Annotated in this window: 21 protein-coding genes; 13 read left to right on the top strand and 8 right to left on the bottom strand. The window is 69.8% G+C overall.

Features of this window, described 5'->3' with window-relative positions; all coding sequences use genetic code 11:
• Window positions 1–67 precede the first annotated feature (67 nt).
• Window positions 68–610, bottom strand: coding sequence for a dihydrofolate reductase family protein (locus HNR40_RS51185; RefSeq protein WP_184975580.1), 543 nt, complete (start codon window positions 608–610; stop codon window positions 68–70).
• A gap of 98 nt (window positions 611–708) precedes the next feature.
• Window positions 709–1,512 (bottom strand): alpha/beta fold hydrolase, encoded by an 804-nt coding sequence (locus tag HNR40_RS51180; protein WP_246510844.1) that lies wholly within the window; start codon window positions 1,510–1,512, stop codon window positions 709–711.
• A gap of 74 nt (window positions 1,513–1,586) precedes the next feature.
• On the opposite strand from HNR40_RS51180, the gene HNR40_RS51175 reads away from it, so the two are divergent.
• A complete protein-coding gene (locus tag HNR40_RS51175; protein WP_184975574.1) occupies window positions 1,587–2,219 on the top strand; it encodes a TetR/AcrR family transcriptional regulator in 633 nt (210 codons plus the stop codon).
• Here the strand turns inward: HNR40_RS51175 and HNR40_RS51170 are convergent, their stop codons facing one another.
• On the bottom strand, window positions 2,220–3,023 hold the full coding sequence (locus tag HNR40_RS51170) for a family 1 encapsulin nanocompartment shell protein (protein ID WP_184975571.1): 804 nt from the start codon (window positions 3,021–3,023) through the stop codon (window positions 2,220–2,222).
• Window positions 3,020–4,009 (bottom strand): Dyp-type peroxidase, encoded by a 990-nt coding sequence (locus HNR40_RS51165; protein ID WP_312896858.1) that lies wholly within the window; start codon window positions 4,007–4,009, stop codon window positions 3,020–3,022. The genes HNR40_RS51170 and HNR40_RS51165 overlap by 4 nt, the downstream gene beginning before the upstream one ends.
• A gap of 99 nt (window positions 4,010–4,108) precedes the next feature.
• On the opposite strand from HNR40_RS51165, the gene HNR40_RS51160 reads away from it, so the two are divergent.
• The 6 genes from HNR40_RS51160 to HNR40_RS51135 all read left to right on the top strand — a co-directional run bounded on the left by HNR40_RS51160 (window position 4,109) and on the right by HNR40_RS51135 (window position 10,440).
• Window positions 4,109–5,491, top strand: coding sequence for an MFS transporter (locus tag HNR40_RS51160; RefSeq protein WP_312896857.1), 1,383 nt, complete (start codon window positions 4,109–4,111; stop codon window positions 5,489–5,491).
• Window positions 5,492–5,734: 243 nt separating this feature from the next.
• Complete coding sequence (locus tag HNR40_RS51155; protein ID WP_184975566.1) at window positions 5,735–6,646, top strand: GHMP family kinase ATP-binding protein; 912 nt, start codon at window positions 5,735–5,737, stop codon at window positions 6,644–6,646.
• Window positions 6,643–7,734, top strand: coding sequence for a low-specificity L-threonine aldolase (ltaE, locus tag HNR40_RS51150; protein WP_312896856.1), 1,092 nt, complete (start codon window positions 6,643–6,645; stop codon window positions 7,732–7,734). The genes HNR40_RS51155 and ltaE overlap by 4 nt, the downstream gene beginning before the upstream one ends.
• Window positions 7,703–8,593, top strand: coding sequence for a cupin-like domain-containing protein (locus HNR40_RS51145; RefSeq protein WP_184975563.1), 891 nt, complete (start codon window positions 7,703–7,705; stop codon window positions 8,591–8,593). The genes ltaE and HNR40_RS51145 overlap by 32 nt, the downstream gene beginning before the upstream one ends.
• Window positions 8,594–8,618: 25 nt before the next feature.
• Window positions 8,619–9,137, top strand: coding sequence for a CGNR zinc finger domain-containing protein (locus HNR40_RS51140; RefSeq protein WP_184975560.1), 519 nt, complete (start codon window positions 8,619–8,621; stop codon window positions 9,135–9,137).
• 7 nt (window positions 9,138–9,144) lie between these two features.
• Window positions 9,145–10,440, top strand: a complete 1,296-nt coding sequence (locus HNR40_RS51135; RefSeq protein WP_184975557.1) for a pyridoxal phosphate-dependent aminotransferase — start codon at window positions 9,145–9,147, stop codon at window positions 10,438–10,440.
• A 125-nt stretch (window positions 10,441–10,565) separates the two neighbouring features.
• Here HNR40_RS51135 and HNR40_RS51130 read toward each other — a convergent pair whose 3' ends face one another.
• Window positions 10,566–10,838, bottom strand: a complete 273-nt coding sequence (locus HNR40_RS51130; protein WP_184975554.1) for a hypothetical protein — start codon at window positions 10,836–10,838, stop codon at window positions 10,566–10,568.
• Window positions 10,839–10,973: 135 nt separating this feature from the next.
• Here HNR40_RS51130 and HNR40_RS51125 point away from each other — a divergent pair, with 135 nt between their 5' ends.
• Together HNR40_RS51125 and HNR40_RS51120 are read left to right on the top strand one after the other, a co-directional pair.
• A complete protein-coding gene (locus tag HNR40_RS51125; protein WP_184975551.1) occupies window positions 10,974–12,119 on the top strand; it encodes a helix-turn-helix domain-containing protein in 1,146 nt (381 codons plus the stop codon).
• Window positions 12,120–12,416: 297 nt separating this feature from the next.
• Complete coding sequence (locus HNR40_RS51120) at window positions 12,417–12,947, top strand: hypothetical protein (protein WP_184975549.1); 531 nt, start codon at window positions 12,417–12,419, stop codon at window positions 12,945–12,947.
• A gap of 9 nt (window positions 12,948–12,956) precedes the next feature.
• Here the strand turns inward: HNR40_RS51120 and HNR40_RS51115 are convergent, their stop codons facing one another.
• Window positions 12,957–13,553: a dihydrofolate reductase family protein gene (locus tag HNR40_RS51115; RefSeq protein WP_184975546.1), complete on the bottom strand. Its 597-nt coding sequence runs from the start codon at window positions 13,551–13,553 to the stop codon at window positions 12,957–12,959.
• Between the two features lie 258 nt (window positions 13,554–13,811).
• Here HNR40_RS51115 and HNR40_RS51110 point away from each other — a divergent pair, with 258 nt between their 5' ends.
• Entirely contained in the window at window positions 13,812–15,320 is a 1,509-nt protein-coding gene (locus tag HNR40_RS51110) for an MFS transporter (RefSeq protein ID WP_184975543.1), read from the top strand.
• 27 nt (window positions 15,321–15,347) lie between these two features.
• Here HNR40_RS51110 and rplK read toward each other — a convergent pair whose 3' ends face one another.
• Entirely contained in the window at window positions 15,348–15,773 is a 426-nt protein-coding gene (rplK, locus tag HNR40_RS51105) for a 50S ribosomal protein L11 (RefSeq protein ID WP_184975540.1), read from the bottom strand.
• 45 nt (window positions 15,774–15,818) lie between these two features.
• Between rplK and HNR40_RS51100 the strand changes: the two genes are divergently transcribed.
• On the top strand, window positions 15,819–16,706 hold the full coding sequence (locus HNR40_RS51100; RefSeq protein ID WP_184975537.1) for a MerR family transcriptional regulator: 888 nt from the start codon (window positions 15,819–15,821) through the stop codon (window positions 16,704–16,706).
• A 65-nt stretch (window positions 16,707–16,771) separates the two neighbouring features.
• Here HNR40_RS51100 and HNR40_RS51095 read toward each other — a convergent pair whose 3' ends face one another.
• Window positions 16,772–17,938 (bottom strand): MFS transporter, encoded by a 1,167-nt coding sequence (locus HNR40_RS51095; RefSeq protein WP_184975534.1) that lies wholly within the window; start codon window positions 17,936–17,938, stop codon window positions 16,772–16,774.
• Window positions 17,939–18,042: 104 nt separating this feature from the next.
• On the opposite strand from HNR40_RS51095, the gene HNR40_RS51090 reads away from it, so the two are divergent.
• Together HNR40_RS51090 and HNR40_RS51085 are read left to right on the top strand one after the other, a co-directional pair.
• Complete coding sequence (locus HNR40_RS51090; protein ID WP_221341855.1) at window positions 18,043–19,059, top strand: cysteine synthase family protein; 1,017 nt, start codon at window positions 18,043–18,045, stop codon at window positions 19,057–19,059.
• On the top strand, window positions 19,056–20,437 hold a 1,382-nt coding region (locus HNR40_RS51085; protein WP_184975531.1), incomplete at its 3' end, for an argininosuccinate lyase. The genes HNR40_RS51090 and HNR40_RS51085, both read left to right, overlap by 4 nt.

The raw sequence follows: 20,437 nt of genomic DNA, 5'->3' as shown, positions 1-20,437 counted from the left end.
GGAGGTCGTTGCCGCGACCGGTTCGGGGCAAAGCCAGCAACGCTGCCGTATTCGCCCAAGCGGCTTGCTACGCCTTGGGCTTGTAGACGAGCACCTGGACGCCCGAGCTGAGCGGCGTCGACTTCACGAAGTCCAGGTGGGTGATGTCCAGGCCGTCGAACACCCGCGTGCCCTCACCGCCGATGACCGGCATGAGCCAGAGGTGGTACTCGTCCACCAGCTTGTGCTCCAGCAGCGTGCGGTCGAGCTCGCCGGTGCCGTACTTCAGGATGCTCTGGCCGGGCTCCTGCTTCAGCTTGGCGACCGTCTCGGCCACGTCGCCCTCGATGAGGGTGGCGTTCCACTTGGTCTCCTTCAGGGTCCTGGAGGCCACGTACTTGGGCAGGGCGTTCATCCGCACGGCGTACTCGCCCTGGCTGGACTCCATCATCGGCCAGACCTCGGCGAAGCCCTCGTAGGTCTCCCGGCCGAGCAGCAGGGTGTCGGCGCCGAACAGCAGGTCGCGGGCGTATCCCTCGTAGCTCTCGTCCCAGTAGGGGGAGCTCCACTTCTCGGGCGAGCTGATGACTCCGTCGATGGTCATGAAGGTGGATTCGATGAGCTTACGCATGTCCGGCGTCCTCTTTCGGGGTTGTTCCTTGGTTGATGAGGTAACTGTGCCGGATCACTCTTACCGAATCTTTTCCGCCCGTCGTAACCGCGCGGAAGTCAGAGCTCCCGCAGGACCTCGCGCAGCCGTACGGCGAAGCCCTCCGCGTCCTCCGTCCAGGCGACGTGCCCGCCGGGGAACATCGTGGGCTCGGTGCCGATCGAGGCGGCCAGCGCCCTGGACGAGCGGTCGCAGAGCTGGCCGGTGGAGTCCTCGCCCAGCCCGACCAGCACGCGCACCGGTCCGTCGCGCAGCGCGGCGACGTCGGGCTCCCAGCGGACGGTGCCGCGCATCATGTGCAGGAAGGAGTAGCGCTCGTCGGCGACGTACTGGGGGTCGGGTTCGGCGGGGAACATGTGCTCCAGGGCGCCCTCCGGCAGGTGGATGTCGGCGTTCTCGAAGAAGATCGCCCAGGCGGTCGCGGTGTCGCCGGCGGCGTAGGCGGCGACCATGTCCTCCATCCGGGCGTCGAGCTTCTCCCGATCCGGTAGCTGGGTGTAGTGGGGCGGCTCGTGCGCGATCACCGCGCGTACCCGCTCGGGGTGGGCCTGGGCGAGGGCGAGCACGCTCACGGCGCCGCCGCTGCTGCCGAACACCACAGCGGGACCCGCGTCGACCTCGGCGAGCAGCACGGCGAGGTCGGCGGCGCGCAGGGCGGGCGTGGAGTCGCGCCCGGGGTCGTCGAGCACGCTGCGGTGGATGCCGCGCGGGTCGGTGGTCAGCACGGTGTGGTCGGCGGCCAGCAGGTCGGCCGGCGGCGCGAACGCCCCGGCGTCCATCGGCGCGCCGAACAGGACGACGAGCGGGCCCTGGCCGCGCACCTCGTAGTGCAGCGTGCCGTCGGGGGTCTTCAAGGTGGTCATGTTCATCTCCCCAGTCTCAGTACTGGACGGTACAGTACTCGCTTGAGTACTGGACAGTCCAGTACCATTTCTTCATGGAGAACCCCCAGCAGGACGGACGCACCGCCAGGAAGCACCGCGCGATCGTCGACGCCGCGCGCACCCTCTTCCTGCGCAACGGCTACGCGGGCACCAGCATGGACGAGATCGCCGCGATGGCCGAGGTCTCCAAGCAGACCGTCTACAAGCACTTCGCCGACAAGCAGCGGCTGTTCACCGAGCTGATCACCCTCGACATCTCACAGATCGAGGTCGAGGTGCACCCGCTCGAAGCCGCCATGCCCGGCACCGACGACCTGGAGCGCGACCTGCGGGAGTACGCCCGCATGCACCTGGCCGTGGTCATGCAGCCGCACCTACTGCGCATGCGCCGCGTCCTCATCGGCGAGGCGGACCGCTTCCCCGACCTGGCGCGGGCCTGGTACGAGAACGGGCCGGTGCGGTCGAGCGCGCTGTTCGCCGGGTGGTTCGAGGCGCTCGGGCGGCGCGGGCTGCTCGACGTGCCGGACCCGCTGCTGGCCGCCCAGCACTTCAACTGGCTGGTGCTGTCGATCCCGCTGAACAGGGCGATGTCCCTGCCGGTCGAGGCGGCGCTCTACGACGAGAAGGAGCTGAACCACTACGCCGACGAGGGCGTGCGCGTCTTCCTGGCCGCCTACGGGAGATGACTACGCCTGCCGGGCGAGCGGGACCGCCGCCTCGCTCGTGAACGGCAGGAACGTGAACGACTCCTGCAGGTAGAGCCGCACCGTGTCGGCGGTGTGCGACAGGTAGCCGATCGACAGGTCCTCGCCCAGGTGCAGGTCGTAGTCGCCGCCGCGGGTGGTCAGCACCAGCGCGCCGGCCAGCGCGGGCGCCCAGATGATGTCGCCGTCCACCATCCGCTCGATGTGCGAGCGCACCGGGTAGCCGTGGTCGCTGGTCTCGGTGACGCCCGTGTACGCCTCCGGACCCAGCAGCACCGTGTACGGCCCGTCCACGCCGGCCACCCGCAGGGCGCTGAGCGCCTGGGCGATCGCCTCCGGGTAGCCGGTGAACTCGGTGGGCAGCGGGATCGGGCGGTGCGAGCTGGCCGGGACGATGCCGGTGATGCCGGCGGCGCCGTACCCCTGGAAGATCGCGCGGTCCTCGGCGATGGCGAGGGCGGTCGCGGCGTCCTTGGCGGGCTGCCAGTCGGAGTCGCCGGAGCCGCGCTCGACGTCGTCGATCGCCTCCCGGCTCAGCTCGAACGGCCGGCGCAACTCCACCAGCGCCGCCACCCCCCGCTGACGGGCCTCGACGCTGTCGCCCGGCGGCTGGATCCCGGTGACGTGGCCGGTGCCGACGGCCGAGCTTCCGGCGCCGGTCGGTCCGTGGGTGTCGACCACGCGGCGGCCGGCGAGGTTGCGCTTGAACGTGCGGGCCACCTCCTCCTCGATCTGCGCCCAGGCGGCGTCGGAGATCGGGGCGAGCTCGCGGTGCAGGTTGTTCATGACTGCGGGACTCCTTTGAGGCTGCCGATCTCCAGGGCGCCCGGCGCCGGTGGTTCGGCCAGCCGTTCGAGCAGGTCGGGCGTCGGGACGAAGTAGGTCGAGCCGGTCAAGGCGGTGGAGAAATCCAGGATCCGGTCGTAGTTGCCGGGCGGGTCGCCGGCGAACATGTTCGTGATCATCTGGTCGAGGACGTCCGGTGTTCTGGAGTAGCCGATGAAGTAGGTGCCGAACTCGCCGGCCGCGGCGTTGCCGAACGGCATGTTGTCCCGCACGATCTTCAGCTCCCTGCCGTCCTCCTCGATGACGGTCAGCGCGTTGTGCGCCCAGGTCGGCTTGGTCTGGTCGTCCAGCTCGACGTTGGCCAGCTTGGTACGGCCGATGACGCGCTCCTGGTACTCGACGGGCTGCGCGTTCCAGGCGGCCAGGTCGTGCACGTACTTCTGCACGGTGACGTACGTGCCGCCGGCGAACAGCGGGTCCTCGTCGCCGATCAGCACCGAGTCGGCGGCCAGTTCGTCCTCGGGGTTCTCCGTGCCGTCCACGAAGCCGAGCAGGTCGCGGGCGTCGAAGTAGCGGAAGCCGTGCACCTCGTCCACGCTCGACAGCGCGCCCGCGAGCCGGTCCATGACCAGCGCGGCCAGCTCGAAGCAGAGGTCCATGCGGTCGGCCCGCAGGTGCAGCAGCAGGTCGCCGGGTGTGGACGGCGCGTGGTGGACGCCGCGGACCTCGGGCATCGGGCGCAACATGGCCGGGCGCGGCAGGTCGAACCACCGGTCCCACGCCTCGGCGCCGATGCCGAGCACGCAGGACAGGTTCCCGTCCAGGCTGCGGAAGCCGACCGTGCGCCGCAGCGCCGCCAGGTCGCCGCAGAGCGACCTGACCGCCTCGCGGGCCGCGGCGTCGTGCTTCACCGTCGCCACGGTGAAGACGGCCGCCCTGCTCAGCGGCCCGAGAACCGCCTGCAGTCCATGCTGTCGTGAGCTCACCTGTCGAACCTTGCCGCCCGGCGGTAAGGCCAACCTCACGGCTCAGCCAACGGAGAGAATGTCAGGTTTCCGATGGTCTGTGGCGGACACAGGCCCAGCGTGAGACGACTGCCCGCCCTGGGTGTCTGCCTGACTGCCGCGTTCATGTCCGGCCTCGACGTGAGCATCGTCAACGTGGCGCTGCCGTCCATCCAGGAGAGCCTGCACGCCGGCGAGGACGGCCTGCAGTGGACGTTGTCCGGGTACGCGCTCACGTTCGGCCTGCTGCTCGTGCCCGCCGGACGGCTCGGCGACGCGCGCAGCCGGCGGGCCGTCTTCATGGTCGGCGTCGCCCTGTTCACGCTGGCCAGCACCGCCTGCGGATTCGCGCCCACGATGCCGCTGCTGATCGCCGCCCGGCTGGTCCAGGGCGTCGCCGCCGGCATGCTCAACCCTCAGGTGTCCGGGCTGATCCAGCAGATGTTCCAGGGCCAGGAGCGGGGCCGGGCCTTCGGCGCGTTCGGCGCCACCATGGGCATCGCCACCGCCGCCGGGCCCACGATCGGCGGTGCGCTCGTCACCGCGTTCGGGCACGAGGAAGGCTGGCGGTGGGTGTTCCTCGTCAACCTGCCGATCGGCGTCATCCTGCTGCCGCTGGCCTGGAAGCTGCTGCCGCCCGGCGTGAAGGGGCGGCAGGAGAGCATGGACCCCGTCGGCGTGCTGCTGCTCGGGATCGGCGTGTTCGGCCTGCTCCTGCCGTTCGTGCAGCAGCACCAGTGGGAGGGACAGGCCAAATGGCTGCTCGTGCCCGCCGCGCTGGCCGTACTGGCGCTCTTCGTCGGCTGGGAACGCCGCTACAAGCGTGAGCCGCTGATCCAGCTCGGCCTGTTCGCCAAACACTCCTACAGCCTCGGCGCCGTCATCGCCCTGTTCTACTTCGCCGGATTCACCGGCATCTTCTTCATCTACACCCTCTACCTGCAGAACGGCCTGCACTACACTCCGCTCCAGGCCGGACTGGCCATCACCCCGTTCGCCATCGGCTCCTCCCTGGCCGCCATCGCCGGAGGACGCCTGGTCGGGCGGGCCGGTCGGCTGCTCGTCGCCGTCGGCCTGGCCGTCGTCATCGCCGGACTCGCCGCCACCTTCGTGGTCACCGGGATCTGGACCGGGCCCGAACTCGGCTGGGCCAACGCGCCGACCCTGCTGCTCGCCGGACTCGGCAGCGGGCTCGTGATCGCGCCCAACCAGGCGATCAGCCTGTCGGAGGTGCCGCCGGTCCACGGCGGCAGCGCCGCCGGCGTACTCCAGACCGGCCAGCGGCTGGGCTCCGCCTTCGGCATCGCCGCCACCGGGTCGATCTTCTTCGGCGCGCTCCACGCCGGGTGGCCGTCGGCGTTCCGGCACGGGCTCGTGGTGGTCATGACCTTCGTCGCCGTGGCACTCGCCGCCGCCCTCTTCGACTTGCTCCACAGCAGGAGTACGGCCCGCGGAACCGGATAGCCGGATCTCGCAACCTACCCCCCAAACCCACGTTGACCTGCGACTATCGCCGCGCGTTCGGGGCGATAGCGAAACGGTAGTGGGACGATGCCCGCCCGCTTGAGCCTGAGGCCAGTTGATCCACAGGAACCAGCCCAAAACGGGTGAGGCGAAGGAGACGCAGGCCATGTTCACCGCCAAATTGACTCGGACTCTCCGGCTTCTGGTATCGCGGCGCTCCGCCAACAACCCCTGGGAATAAAGGTGTCGATCCACGTAGAGGCGCCGGCGACCTCCGAGACTCTCGGAACCGGACAGGCGTGCGGCACCTTCGGCGAACTGCTCCAAGGCGCACTGGCAGACCCACAGGTCGATTTTCTGGTCACGCTGCCGATCGAGGCGGGCAGCACCGCCCGCTTCCGCTACGACCGGCGGACCACCGACATCCGGGTGGTCCCCGGAGACCGGAAGAAGGCCAGGTCACTGGCCCGCTCGATGCTCACCATCCGCGGCTTCAGCGGCGGCGGCGAGCTCCACGTCGACACCGAACTGCCCATCGGCAAAGGGCTCGCCAGTTCCTCAGCCGACCTCGTGGCCACCGCGTGGGCCGTCGGCCGGGCGCTCGGCGAACTACCCACACCGGGTGAGATCGAAGAGCTGATGCGGAGGATCGAGCCGTCCGACGGCGTGATGTACCCGGGCACCGTCGCCTTCCGCCACCGCGACGTACGGCTGCTCGAACGGCTCGGCTACCTGCCCGACATGACCATCGTCGGCGTCGACGAGGGCGGCAGCGTGGACACCGTCGCCTTCAACCGCGGACACCGGCGCTTCTCCGACTCCGCCCGGCAGGAGTACCAGCGGCTCCTGGACTCGCTGCGCGTCGCGGTCCCGGCCGGCGACACCGCCGAGATCGGCCACGTGGCCAGCAGGAGCGCCGCCATGCACCAGCGGCTGCACCCCAAGCGCATGCTCCGCGACGTCCTCGGCATCTGCGGCGTCGTCGGCGGCCTCGGCGTCGTCACCGCGCACAGCGGCACCATGCTCGGCATCCTGCTCGACGAGGCCGACCCCGACTACACCGCCAAGCTGGGCAAGGCGATCGGCGAATGCACCGCGCTGGCCGGCGGCTCCCACCTCTTCCGCACCGCCCGCCCGGCTAGGAGGCCGACGTGAGTTCCACCAAGCGGCGAGTCGAGCTGCGCAGCGACACCTTCACCCTGCCCTCGCCGCGGATGCTGGAGGCGATGGTGGCCGCCGAACTCGGCGACGACGTCTACGGCGAGGACCCCACGGTCAACGCGCTGGAGGCGCTGGCGGCCAGGCTGCTCGGCAAGGAGGCCGCCTGCTTCATGCCCAGCGGCACCATGACCAACCTGGCCAGTATCATGACCCACTGCCCGCGCGGCTCGAAGGTCATCGTCGGCGAAGAATCCGACATCTACGTGTACGAGGCCGGCGGGGCCTCGGTATGCGGGGGAGTGATCTACCACCCGATCCCCAACAACATCGACGGCACGATGGACCTCGACGCCATCGCCGCCGCCTTCCCGCCCGACTCCGACGACCCGCAGTTCGCCCTGCCCGCGCTGCTCTGCCTGGAGAACCCGCAGAACCACCGGGGCGGCAAGGTGCTGCCGGCGGCGTACCTGCGCGAGGTCACGGACTTCGCCCGGGAGAACGGCCTGACCGTGCACATGGACGGCTCGCGCATCTTCAACGCCGCGCTGGCCGCCGACGTGCCCGTCGCCGAACTGGCGGGTTATGCCGACTCCGTCATGTTCTGCCTGTCCAAGGGGCTCGGCGCGCCGGTCGGCTCGATGGCCGTCGGGACCGGGCCGTTCATCCGCGACGTACGCCGGCTGCGCAAGATGCTCGGCGGCGGGATGCGGCAGGCCGGCGTACTGGCCGGGGCCGCGATCGTCGCCCTGGAGAACAGGGGCCGGCTGGCCGAGGACCACCAGAGCGCCCGGCAGCTCGCCGACGGCCTGGAGAAAATCCCCGGCATCGCGGTCGACCGCGCCGAACCCGGCATCAACATGGTCTTCTTCCGCGTCCTCAGCATGGACAACCCCACGTTCATCGCCGCGGCGCAGGCCCAGGGCGTGGCGCTGGCCGAGCTCGGCCACGGGCAGATCCGGGCCGTGACCCACTACGGAGTCGAGCCCGAGGACATCGGCTACGTGCTCGACGTGATCCGTTCGATCCTCACCGACTCCACCAGGAGGAGCCATGCCGATCACAAGCCCGTACTCGCCGGTTGACGTCCGGCCGCAGCTCTCCGCCGAGGAGTTCTACGCCGAGTACGTGAACAAGAAGCCCGTCCTCATGCCCGGCGCCCTCGCCGAGCTTCCCGCCGCCCAGCGCTGGTCGCTGCCCTACCTCGCCTCGATCGCGCCCGACCTGCCCGTGCGGCTCAAGACCGGGCGCGTGGCCGAGGGCAAGACGACCACCGTCCGGCTCGACGACTACTCCAAGACCGTCACCGCCTGGGAGCAGCGCGGATCCGACGACGTCGAACGGCCCGCGTACCTGCACGACGTGCCGCTGCTCACGTTCATCCCCGAACTGCGGCAGGACCTCGAACCCTTCCCCGGCCACCTTTTCCCCGCGTTCTTCCGCGACAACTGGGCCGTCTTCCCGCAGTTCTTCGTCGGCCCCTCGCAGGCCGTCACCACGCTGCACTTCGACACCCTGCTCACCCACAACCTGTTCTTCCAGCTCGACGGCAGCAAGCGCTTCGTCATGGTCGCCAACGAGGACCGCGACCGCTGCTACACCTACAACTGGCGCTGGGCCGAAGTGAACCCCGAAGACCCCGACTACGACCGCCACCCCGACTTCCGCGGCGTGCGCGTCATGGAGGCGCACGTCCAGGCCGGCGACCTGTTCTACATGCCGCCCGGCACCCTGCACCAGGTCTCGTCGCTCAGCTCGTCGGTGTCGTTCAACATCGACTGGCACGACAAGGTCAGCGCCCTGCGCGGCATCGCCGCCGTACGCCACGGCATGCCCCGCCAGAACCTGCGCTACAACCTGCTGCTCGCCCTCGGCGTCTACGGCCGGGTGCCGCTCAAGGTGCTCATGCCGGCCCTCCGGTCGTACTTCACCTACATCTCCTAACCTTCCTCGCCGGCCGGGAGCACGCATGCTGTTTAGCCAAGACCTGATCCGCTCGCTGGCCACGGCGGTCGACCTGGTCAACACCCAACTCGTCACCGTCGCCGACCTGGTCGCGCTCGTCGAGCGCCGCCAGGTCGGCAACCCCGACGAGCTGACCGGGGCCGACCTCGAAGCCGTGCGCGGCTCGCGGGAGGAGTTCCACCACGTCTTCATCGCGCCCGACCAGGGCGTCGAGCGCCTCAACAAGCTGCTCGGGCGGACCAGGCTCACCCTGCGGCTGTCCGAGCACGACGGCCAGCGGCTGCGCCTGCACCACCACGCGGGGGAGGGACCGGTGGCCGAACAGCTCACCGCCGACTGCGGGCTCGCCCTCGCGTACCTGTTCGTCCACGGCGAGCAGACCCGGCTGCGAACCTGCGCCGCCGAAGGCTGCTCCCGGGTCTTCGTGGACGCCTCGCGCAACCGCTGCCGGGTGTACTGCGACAGCCGTACCTGCGGAAACCGCGCCCACGCGGCGGCACACCGAGCACGTCGCCGGACCTAGGGACGATATGAGCGCCCATGCCTTCCCGCCCTCGCCCAACCTGGCCCTCGACGAACTCGTCAACCACAGACGTCGGGCCGGGCAGCCGCTGATTCACCTGGGGTTCGGAGAATCGCAGCTGCCCGTGCCCGACTTCCTCGCCGACCGGCTGCACGCCGGCGCTGCCAGGAACCGCTACGGCCAGATCGGCGGCGAAATCGACTGCCGCGAGGCCGCCGCCGGCTACTTCACCCGCCGCGGCCTGCGCACCCACGCCGACCAGGTCGTCATGGCCCCCGGCAGCAAACCCGTCCTGCTCGCCCTGATGGCCGCCCTGCCCGGCGCCGTCGTCCTGCCCCGGCCCTGCTGGGTCACCTACGAGCCACAAGCACGGCTGTTCGCACGCGAGGTCGTCGGCGTGCCCGTGCCGCCCCAGTGCGGTGGGGTACCCGACCCGGACCGGCTCGTCCCCGCGTTGCGGGCGGCACGACGAGCCGGTCTGCGACCCCGCTCCATCGTGCTCACCCTGCCCGACAACCCGACCGGCACACACGCGCCCGCCGCCGTGGTGCGCAGGCTGGCGGAGATCGCCGACGACTGGGACCTGCTGGTCATCTCCGACGAGATCTACCGCGACATCGTCCACCCGCCCGGCGACGCGATCACCAGCCCGGCAGAGTTCATCCCCGACCGGACCGTAGTGACCTCCGGGCTGAGCAAGAGCCTGGCGCTGGGCGGATGGCGAATAGGCTTCGCCCGCTTCCCGGACACGGTGGACGGGCTGGCGCTGCAGAGCCGGGTCATCGGGCTGGCCAGCGAGATCTGGTCGTCATTGGCCGGCCCGATGCAGGAGGTGGCCCGATACGCCCTGTCGGAACCACCGGAGCTGAGACGACATTTGGCAGCCAGCACCCGCCTGCACGGAGCGGTGGCAGGGGCGGTACACGAGGTGATGACAGGCGCGGGCGCGTCCAGCCGCCCACCCACAGGAGGCTTCTACGTCTACCCGGACTTCGCCCCCATCCGCGGCAGACTGGCCAAGATGGGCATCCGAGACTCAGCCACCCTGGAACGCCATCTGTTGGACCGGGTAGGCGTGGCGGTATTGGGCGGCCACCACTTCGGCGACGACCCAAGTGCGCTCCGCTTCCGCGCGGCGACCAGCATGTTGTACGGCGAAAGCGACGAGGAACGGTGGCTGGCCCTGGAAAGCACAGACCCAGTCGCATTGCCCCACATAGAACGCCTCCTGGACACCCTGAGCGACGCCTTCCACACACTAACCGGCTATTCCACCCGATCTCCTGTAGTCGCGCTCCGCTAAGGGCATGGAGTTCCGCTTCGCTCCACACGCTCTTCCAGTCGAGCCGGGGGCTCGACCCCGCGCCGGACCTCGCTCCGCTCGGGCTGCCTTCCCAAAGCGCTTTCGCCCACAGAAGGCACTGAAGGTCAGCGGCGTGGGCCCGTCCGTCTGAAGCGATCGCGCCCACCGGCCTGACCCGGTCGTGGGCCGCTCGATAGGAGCCGGTTCAGTGCGGTGTCCACGAGGTCGCCGAGGGCGGACAGGTCACTAATCAGCCGTTGGCGCTCCCGCTGTTCCCACTCCATGATCGTCTGCTCGATGGTGCGATGGCTTCTGCCCAAGGTCAAGACGACGACCCGGCCTTGGTAGGTGCGACGCGCCATGGTGTTGCCCACGATGTTCCACATGTCTGCGGACATGGTCTCTCCTCGACGGCTGGCGGGCAGGGTTGTTACGGGCCCATGGTGGAGAGTCGTTTTCGGTGGGCCAGCAAGGCGATTGCTCAGAGCAATGGGGCGATGGATTCGCATTGCTCTCGGCTATACGCTCAAAACGTGGACGTGCGCACGCTCCCCGCCGCCCTGAAGGCGATCATGGAACAGCGCCAATGGACCCAAGCGCAGCTGGCCGAAGCGCTCGGGGTATCTCAGACCTGGGTTTCTCATGTGTCCAGGGGAATGAAGGACACGACCATGGGGAAGGCGATAGAGCTGCTTTCCCGGGTCGGCTGGCAGGTTCGGATGTCGCCGGAAGTGGAGGAGCCGGTGGAGCGTCGGGAATTTCTGACCGCTGCGGCGTCGGTGATATTCGTGCCGAGTGGCAGGGCGAGTGCGAATCCCTATGAGGACGCGGCGTATGTGAACACCCTTGCCGACAGCATGGCCCGTGGGCGTTATGAGCTGGGTGGTGTGCCGCTGGTGGCCAATGCCCTTGGGCATGTCCACCGGGTCAGGGAACTCGTCGAGCGGGTGCGGGGCGCCCGGCTTCAGCAGGCGATCTCCAACCTGATGTATCAGGCGACGCTTGTGCTTTATGACGCGGGGAGGACCGGGCACGCTGAGCACACTGGTCGAGTCGCGCTTGACATGGCGGTTCTCGGGGCGGATGTGGACGGGCAGGCCCGGGCCTTCGATGCCTTGAGCCGCGTCTGTCTTGAGCGGGGGGACCATGCGAGGGCGGCTGCCTTCGCGCGGAAAGGGCTGGGGCTGCGGGAGTTGCCGGGGAGCCGGGTGGCGTCGCTGAACATGCGGCTGGGGCGCTGTTTGGCCGCTGTCCCCGGGCGTGCGGACGAGGCTAGAACGGCTCTGGATCGGGCCTTGGGTGTGAGCGGGCTGGGGTCGTTCGCGGCCGCGGCGATGGCCGGAGACGTGGCGATCGGGATGGGGCAGCTGGATCGGTTCGATGAGGCCAACCGTCTCCTTGGGGATGCTGCGGACCGGATCGGTCAGTGGTCGCCGTTGTTTCGGGCTCAGTATCTCGGCAGGCAGATCATCACGACGCTTCGGGCCGGCGACGTGGAGTTCGCCGGTGATCGGATGAATGAGCTGGCGCGGGCCATTCCGTTTGTCTCTTCCGCGAGGGTGAACAGTCGAGTCGGGGAGATTCTGGACGCGTCTGCCCGATGGGCCGGGGCTCAGGGAATGCGGGCTGCTCGTGAACAGCTTGCCGCCATGCGGGCGCCTTTCGCTCGGTCCAGCTGACGCCTTCTCGTCGGGTATGACGACTGTCGTGTTCATTCAGCCGGATCCAGCACGCGCCGCCGTAGTGACCAAGGTCCATATGAGTCACGGGGATTTCGGGTTTGAGTAAGTGGTAATTGGGTCTGTGCCGGAATGGTGAGGGCTTCTTGAGTCGTGGGATGAATCTGGTGTACGTAGGCACCCATCAGGCGCTTGACGTCCTGGGCGAGATTGCTCATACGCATCAGGCGTCACGTGGGTTCGTATTAGGTTGGCTCGGGTGCGGACACGTTAACGAAGCGGTGTTTGAGGTGCTACGTGAGCAGACGCAGACGGCTGCAACGGCCGTGGGATCCGCCCTGGCTGAAGATCGCTGGAGTTGCCGCCGGGGCCTTCTCGGCGGTCTTCGCGCTGTTGAGCCTGGTGGGTGATGAGATAGGGCGGGCGGACGCGCGTAAACCGTCCCCCACACCCATGGAGGTTGCCAGTCCGGGGGCGGGCGTTGCCAAGCCTCGTGCGGCGGCGGTCCCGGACCGTTTCATCGGGACGTGGATCGGACTGGTCGACGACGAGGACATGGATACGCCATTTCCGGTGGAGATTCTCCTTCGGCGGGGTGGGCTTGGCCAGATCGTGGGGAAAGTCCGCTACGAGTCGCTCAAGTGTGCGGGTGTCGTCCGGCTCTTTGAGGTCTCATCGCGGAAACTCTCGGTCCAGGAAAGTCTTACCGTGGCCACCGAGCAGTGCGACGACGATCTGGTAACGCTGAAATATCAGGCGAATGGAACTCTTTACTACACTTATGGCGATGGGGAGGGGCGTGCGGTGTTGAGCAGGCAAGGGCAGTAGAGCGGGGTTTCAGGCGTCGGCTCTTGCATACTGCGGGCGGCCGTTGGGGCGGTAGGTCTGGATGGTGATTCCCTTTGGGGTGGAGCGTGATTCCACCAGGTCCAGGGCCAGGTCCGGGCCGGTGTCGGGGAACAGGCGGGTGCCCTGGCCGAGGATCACGGGGCTGATCAGCAGGTTCATCTCGTCTATGAGCTCGTTGGCGAGGAGCCAGCGGAGCAGGGTGCCGCTGCCGTGCACCTGCAGCTCGCCTCCTGGCCTGGCCTTCAGGTTCGCTATTAGGTCGGTGGGCAGGATGGTGGTGGTCGGCCATTTCGCTTCGGTGAGGGTGGTCGAGGCCACGTATTTGGGTTTGCTGTTCAGGGCGATCGCGATGGGGCCGGCTGTCATCGGGCCCCAGTGTCGGGCGAAGACCTCGTAGGTCCACCGGCCGAACAGGTACGCGTCGGCGCGTTCGTAGACCTGGTTCAGAAACGTTCCGGCCTCGTCGTCCCAGGTCGGCGCCTGCCATCCGCCGCGTTCGAATCCGCCTCTGCGGTCCTCGTCCGGTGCGCCGAGTCCCTGCATCACGCCGTCGAGGGTGAGCATCGTGGTGGTGGTGAGCTTCATGGTCTTTGGTGCCTTTCAGGTCAGGCGTGCTCGTCGGGTGCGCAGGAAGGCTCTTTCGGTGTCGTTGGTGGCCAGGGCGATGGCCTCGTCGTACGCGGCGGCGGCTTCGGTGGTGCGGCCGAGGCGAAAACGTTGTTGAATGCGTCACTCGCCAGGCCGGGCATGCCGGGCGCTTCCAGGTCTCCTACCTTCGGAGCAGGTGCCTTACCCGCAGGTACGTCCTTACCTTGAGTAAGCCCCGTTCCTAGGGTCTGGGCCATGCCTGACACATCCAAGGAGACCGCACGGGCTGGATGGAAGCAGTGGGCGGGTCTGGCCGTCCTCGCGCTCCCGGCCATGCTCGTGATGATCGACATGAGCGTTTTGCACCTGGCCATGCCGCGCCTGAGCGCCGATCTCGACCCCAGCGCCTCCCAACTGCTCTGGATCACCGACATCTACGGCTTCCTCATCGCCGGAGCGCTGATCCCCATGGGCGCGCTCGGTGACCGGGTCGGGCGGCGGCGGGTCCTGCTCGTCGGGGCGGCCACGTTCGGGGCCGCCTCCGTGCTGGCCGCCTACGCGCCCACCGCCGAGACCCTGATCGCCGCCCGCGCGCTGCTCGGCCTCGCCGGGGCGGCGCTGGGCCCGTCCACCCTGTCGCTGATCAGCGTCATGTTCCACGACCCACGGCAGCGTACGACGGCGATCACCGTCTGGATGGCCAGCTTCATGGCGGGCGGGGCCGTGGGCCCGCTGGTGGGCGGCGTGATGCTGGAGTACTTCTGGTGGGGATCGGTGTTCCTGGCGGCGGTGCCCGTCATGGTGCTGCTGGTGGTGCTCGGCCCGATCCTGCTGCCCGAGTACCGCGATTCCCGGCCCGCCCGGCTGGACCTGCCCAGCGCGGCGATGTCGCTGACGGCCGCGCTGGCGGTGGTCTACGGCATCAAGGAGATGGCCAAGGACGGCTTCGCGCCGGTGCCCGTGGTCGCCGTCGTGCTGGGGCTGGTCGTCGGGTTTTTGTTCGTACTGCGGCAGCGGCGGCTGGCCGATCCGCTGCTGGATCTGTCGTTGTTCGCCAACCGGGCCTTCACCGTTTCGCTGAGCGCGTTGACCATCACCGTGATCTTCATGCTGGGCACGCAGTTCCTCATGGCGCAGTACATGCAGATGGTGCTGGGCCTGTCCCCGCTGAGGGCCGGGCTGTGGGGGCTGCCGCTGGTCATCGCGGGGACCGTGGCGATCTTCGTCGCGTCGGCGCTCGCGGCGAAGATCCACCGTGCCTACATCTTCGGGACCGGGCTGGTGGTCGCCGCCGCCGGGTTCGCCGTGCTCACCCAGGCGGACGCGGCGGCCGGGCTGCCGGTCGTCGTGACCGGGTCTGTTCTGCTGTTCGCGGGGCTCATGCCGGTGTCGGGGCTGGGCATCGACATGATCGTGGGCGCCGCTCCGCCCCCGCAGGCAGGAGCGGCGGCCGCCGCCGGGGAGACCATCCAGGAACTGGGCGGCGCCCTGGGGATCGCCCTGCTCGGCAGCCTGGTCAACGCCGTCTACCACGGCCGCATGACGGCGGTCGCCCCCGACCACCTGCCCGCCGCCGCGGAGACACTGCCGGCCGCCCTGGCCGTGGCCCGGTCGCTTCCCGGGCCGGCCGGTGACGAACTCGCCGCCTTCGCCCGGGAGGCGTTCGCCGACGGGCTGCGGCTGACCTCGGCTCTCGCCGTCCCCGTCCTGCTCGTGCTGGCCGTCGTGGTGGTCTTCCTGCTCAGGACTGTACGAAGGGCTTAGCCGTCGCGATGGGAACGTAGGAAGGGCCTAGTCGCGGACCGTGAGGCCCATGGAGCGGACCGTACCCGCGATGATCTTCTCAGCTTGGTCCAGGTCGGAGGTGTTGAGGTCGGGGAGTTTGGCCTGGGCGACCTCGCGGAGCTGGGCGCGGGTGATCGAGCCGCCGTTCACGTGACCGGGGCGCGGGCTGCCGCCGTCCAGGCCGGTGACGCGGCGGATCAGCGAGGCGGTGGTCGGCTGCTTGGTGGCGAACTCGAACGACCGGTCCTCGTAGACGGTGATGACCGCGGGGATCACGAAGCCGCGCCGATCCTGCGTCTGCGCGTTGTACTGCCGGCAGAACTCCATGAGGTTGATGCCGAGCGGGCCGAGGTCCTTGCCGACGCTCGCCGGGTTAGCGCCGCCCGCCTCCAGGTGCATGGTGACGACTCTGGTCACCTTGTTCTTCGCCATGTCGGGTACGCTAAAGTCTCCAGCAACTGGAGACTCAAGGGAATTATGACGTACACGATCGGCCGCCTGTCGAAGCTGACCGGCATGCCGGTGAAGACGATCCGCTTTTACTCCGACTCGGGCGTGCTGCCCGAGCGGGAGCGGACCGCCTCCGGCTACCGGATCTATGGGGACGAGGACCGCGCCCGGCTGGAGCTGATCCGGACGCTGAGGGAGATCGGGGTCGATCTGGCCACGATCCGCTCGCTCGGCGAGCGCCGGTTGAGAAGCGTGCTCGACCTGCACCTCAAGGCGGTCGAGACCCAGCTCAGATCGCTCCAGCGGACCAGGGCGGTGCTCAAGGCGACGCTCGGCAAGGAGGGCGATCCGGCCGAGGACGATCTGCGCAGGCTGCACGCGCTCAGCCGGGTCGGCGGGGCGGAGATGGGGCTGCTGCTCGACGAGTTCGTCGACGAGGTGGGCGGCGGCATCGAGGCCCGGCACGAGTGGCTGGCCAACATGCGCGACTGCATGCTGCCCGAACTGCCGGAGGAGCCGACCACCGCCCAGCTCGACGCCTGGATGGAGCTGGCCGACCTGCTGGCAGACGAGGACTACCGGGAGAGCCTGCGTAGCCAGAGCAAGGACTTCTGGGAGGCGGACATCGACCTTGAGTCCTGGCAGGAGACCAACACCAAGGTCATGCGGGAGGGGCTGGCCGCGGCGCGGGCCGGCGTCGAGCCCGGCTCGGCCGAGTCTGCGGTGGTCGTCGAGCGGATTCTGACGGCCATGGGGCAGACCCGGGAGGAGATGCTGCGCGTGTTCGACGAGCACGATCCGCGGGCGGCCAGGCTGTGGGAGCTGGTGGCGATCATCCAGAAGACGCCCTGGCCGGCGGACCAGACGATCGCCTACACCTGGATCGAGGCCGCGCTCCGCAAGCTGGAGGGCTAGGCGTCGAGGCCGCGCTCCGCAAGCTGGAGGGCTAGGTGTCGAGGCCGCGCTCCGCGAGCTGGGGGCTAGGTGTCCAGGGCGCGTACACAGGCCAGGCCGGTCAGCGCGACGAGCGCCATGACGGCGAACAGCGGCCGCAGGCCGATCTGCTGGGCCAGCAGGCCGCCCACGAGCGCCCCCAGCGGCATCGTGCCCCACGCGATCAGCCGGTAGCTGCTGTTGACCCGGCCCAGCATCGCGTCCGGGGTGATGCGCTGGCGGAGCGAGACCATGACCACGTTGGCCACCACGATGCCGATCCCGCCGACGAAGAAGCCCGCGCCGACGAGGTAAGGGCTGGTGGTGGCCGCGGGGACGCCGATGAGCACCGCGCCGGCCAGCAGGGCCACGACGAGTGTCCTGGTACGGCCCAGCCGCCCCTCCAGCCAGGCCCCCGCCAGCGAGCCCACCAGGCTGCCCGCGGCGATGGTGCCCAGGAGCAGGCCGTATCCGGCTTCCGGCAGGTTCATCGGGCCCGTGGCGTAGAGGACGAGGACGGCCGAGGTGGCGTTGCTCGCGAAGTTGAACAGGCCGGTCAGCACCGCCAGCCGGCGCAGCACCTTCTGCCGCCACAGGTAGCGCAGCCCGGCCGCGATGTCGGCGCGCAGGGTGGCGGGCTCGGCGCGCTCGACCCGGTAGGAGCCGCGCACGAGGAACAGGGCGGCGACGGCCAGCAGCCACAGGGCGGCGGGGGTGGCGAAGGCGAGCGCCGCCGCGGCCGCCGCCAGCAGGCCGGCGAGCGGCGGGCCGACGAACTGGTTGGCGGTCAGCTCGGCGGCGTAGAGGCGGCCGTTGGCCTGGGTGAGGCGCTCGCGGGGGACGATCTGGGGGACGATCGACTGGGCCGCGGTGTCGTAGACGGTCTCGGCGGTGCCGATGAGGAAGGCGGCGCCGTACAGGAGCCAGATGGAGCCCCAGCCGAGCAGGACGGCGGCGGTCACGGCGGCGAGGAGCACGGCGCGCGCCAGGTTGGCGGCGAGCATGGCGCGGCGGCGGTCGAGGCGGTCGACGAGCGCGCCGACCGGCAGCGCGCACACGAGCCAGGGCAGGGTGACGGCGACGGCGAGGCCCGCCACGAGCGTGGGGGAGCGGGTGAACTGGACCGCGACCAGGGGCAGCGCGACCTTGAGTATGCCGTCGGCGAGGTTGGACAGGCCGGATGAGGTCCACAGCTGCCAGTAGGCGCGCGACATCGGTGCAGGGTTTCACGAAGATCGCCTGTCGTGCAATGGCCAGGCGATAGGGCGGCAATAGCGGCATTTGGCGTAGTGGCCTCATCACGGGATGGAGGCCGGCCTTGACCGAAGCGACTGCGGCATACCAGAACCCCCGCCTGGTACGACTGGGACCGAACCTGTGGGCTGCGTGCTTCACGCTGATGAAGCTCATCCCGGCGCGCTACATCCTGCGCCGGGCGGCCGAGCAGGGACTGCTGACGCCGGACACGGTGATCGTGGAGACCACCTCCGGCACGTTCGGGCTGGCGCTGGCGATGCAGGCGGTGCACCTCGACCGCCGCCTCGTGCTGGTCAGCGATCCGGCGATCGACGAGCGGCTGTATCGGCGGCTCACCGACCTGGGCGCGGTCGTGGACCGGGTGCCCAAGGAGGCGGGCGACGGGCCCGGCGGGTTCCAGACGGCGCGGCTCAACCGGCTGGCCGAGGTACGCGCGGGGCTGGAGCACTCCTTCTGCCCCGAGCAATACACGAACCCGGACAACCCGCGCTCCTACGCGATCGTCTCGGAGCTGCTGCGCGAGCGGCTGGGCCGGGTGGACTGCGTGGTCGGGCCGGTGGGCTCGGGCGGCTCGATGTGCGGCACCGTCACCCACCTGCGCCGCAGCGACCCGCACTGCCGCGCCATCGGCGTGGACACCCACGGCAGCGTGCTGTTCGGCCAGCCCGAGGGACACCGGGAGCTGCGCGGGCTCGGCATGAGCGTGCTGCCCGCCAACCTCGACCACCGCGTCTTCGACGACGTGCACTGGTGCTCGGCGGCCGCCGCCTACCAGGCCACGCGCGAACTCCACCAGAGCCACGCCCTGTTCATGGGCCCGACCAGCGGCGCCGCGTACCTGACCGCGCGCTGGTGGGCGCAGCAGAACCCGGACGCGCTCACGGTCGTGATGATGCCGGACGAGGGCTATCGCTACCAGGACACCGTCTACGACGACGCCTGGCTGGCCGAGCACCGCCACGACCGGCTCCTCCTGCCCGCCGAACCCAAGATCGTCGACCTGGCCGCCGCGGCGGACGCCGCCTGGACCGGGTTCGCCTGGGGACGGCGTTCCTACGGCGAGGTCGTGGGGCCGTGAACAACGACGCCGGGCGCATACTCGGCGAGCTCGGACTCAGGACCAGACAGGTCGTGTACGGCACCGCCGCCCCCGACGAGCTCCCGATGATCATGAAGGTGGACCGGGCCCACCTGGTGATGCTCGCCGAGCGGCGGCTCATCGGCAGGAAGGCGGCGGCGGCCCTGCTGCGCTGCCTGGAGAGCCTGAACCCCGGCGACCTGAGCGAGCGCCCGGCCCCCCGAGGCGCCTACCTGATGTACGAGGGATACCTGATCGAGCGGCTCGGCCCCGACGTCGGCGGCGTCCTGCAGACCGGCCGCTCGCGCAACGACCTCAAGGCCACCATCACCTCGCTCCGGTGCCGCGCCTGGCTGCTGGACTTCGCCGAGCAGGCCATCCGTCTGGAGGCGATCCTGCTGGCGCGGGCCCGCGCCCACCAGCCGGTGGTCATGCCGGTGTACACGCACTTCCAGGCGGCCATGCCGATCACGTACGGCTACTACCTCCTGGGAGTGGCGCGGGCGGTGGGCAGGGAGATCGACGCACTGGCGGCCGCGGCAGGCGGGTTGCACATCTGCCCTCTCGGGGCCTGCGCCGTCGCCGGTACTGACCTGCCCATCGACCCGTCGCGCACCGCGAGCCTGCTCGGCTACATCGACGCCAGCCGGCACGCGCTCGACGCCGTGGCCAGCCGGGACGCCGTGCTGCGCATGCTGGCCTCGGCGGCCGGGCTGAGCGTCGTGCTCAGCAGGCTGGCCACCGACCTGCAGCTGTGGAGCACGGCCGAGTTCGGCTTCATCGCCTTCCCCGACCGGCTGGTGGGAGGCAGCTCCGCCATGCCGCAAAAGCGCAACGCCTTCCTGCTGGAACACCTCAAGGCCAAGCCGGGACGGGCGATCGCCGCGTGGGCCGGGGCGGCTTCGGCCATGGCGGCGACGCCGTTCACCAACACGATCGAGGTCGGCACCGAGGCCATGGAGTGTGTATGGCCGGGGCTGGCCGCCGTCGAGCAGGCGGTGCAGCTCGCCCAGGTCGTGGTCGGCGGGGCCAGGCCCAACGCCGACCGGATGGCCGACCGCGCGGCGGGCGGCTTCACGACCGCGACCGCGCTGGCCAATCGGATGGTCCGGGACGGCGTGCCGTTCCGCACCGCGCACCGCGAGGTCGGCGCGGCGGTGCGCGCGGCACTCGACGCGGGCGCCACCTCGCTGGCCGACCTCGACCTGGCCCAGGTCGTCCGCGAGCAGGCCTACGGCGGCGGGCCGGGCTCCTTCGCCGAGCCCTACCAGCGTGCCTACGCCTCCTGGGTCCGCCACCGCCGGTGGTGCCTGGACTGGCGCGACTCGCAGGCCGAGGCCGACGCCGCGCTGGCGGCGGCCGTGACGAGCGTGATGGA

Source organism: Nonomuraea endophytica (assembly GCF_014203235.1).
Taxonomy (GTDB): domain Bacteria; phylum Actinomycetota; class Actinomycetes; order Streptosporangiales; family Streptosporangiaceae; genus Nonomuraea; species Nonomuraea endophytica.
This window is presented reverse-complemented; position numbering and strand designations above follow the sequence as displayed.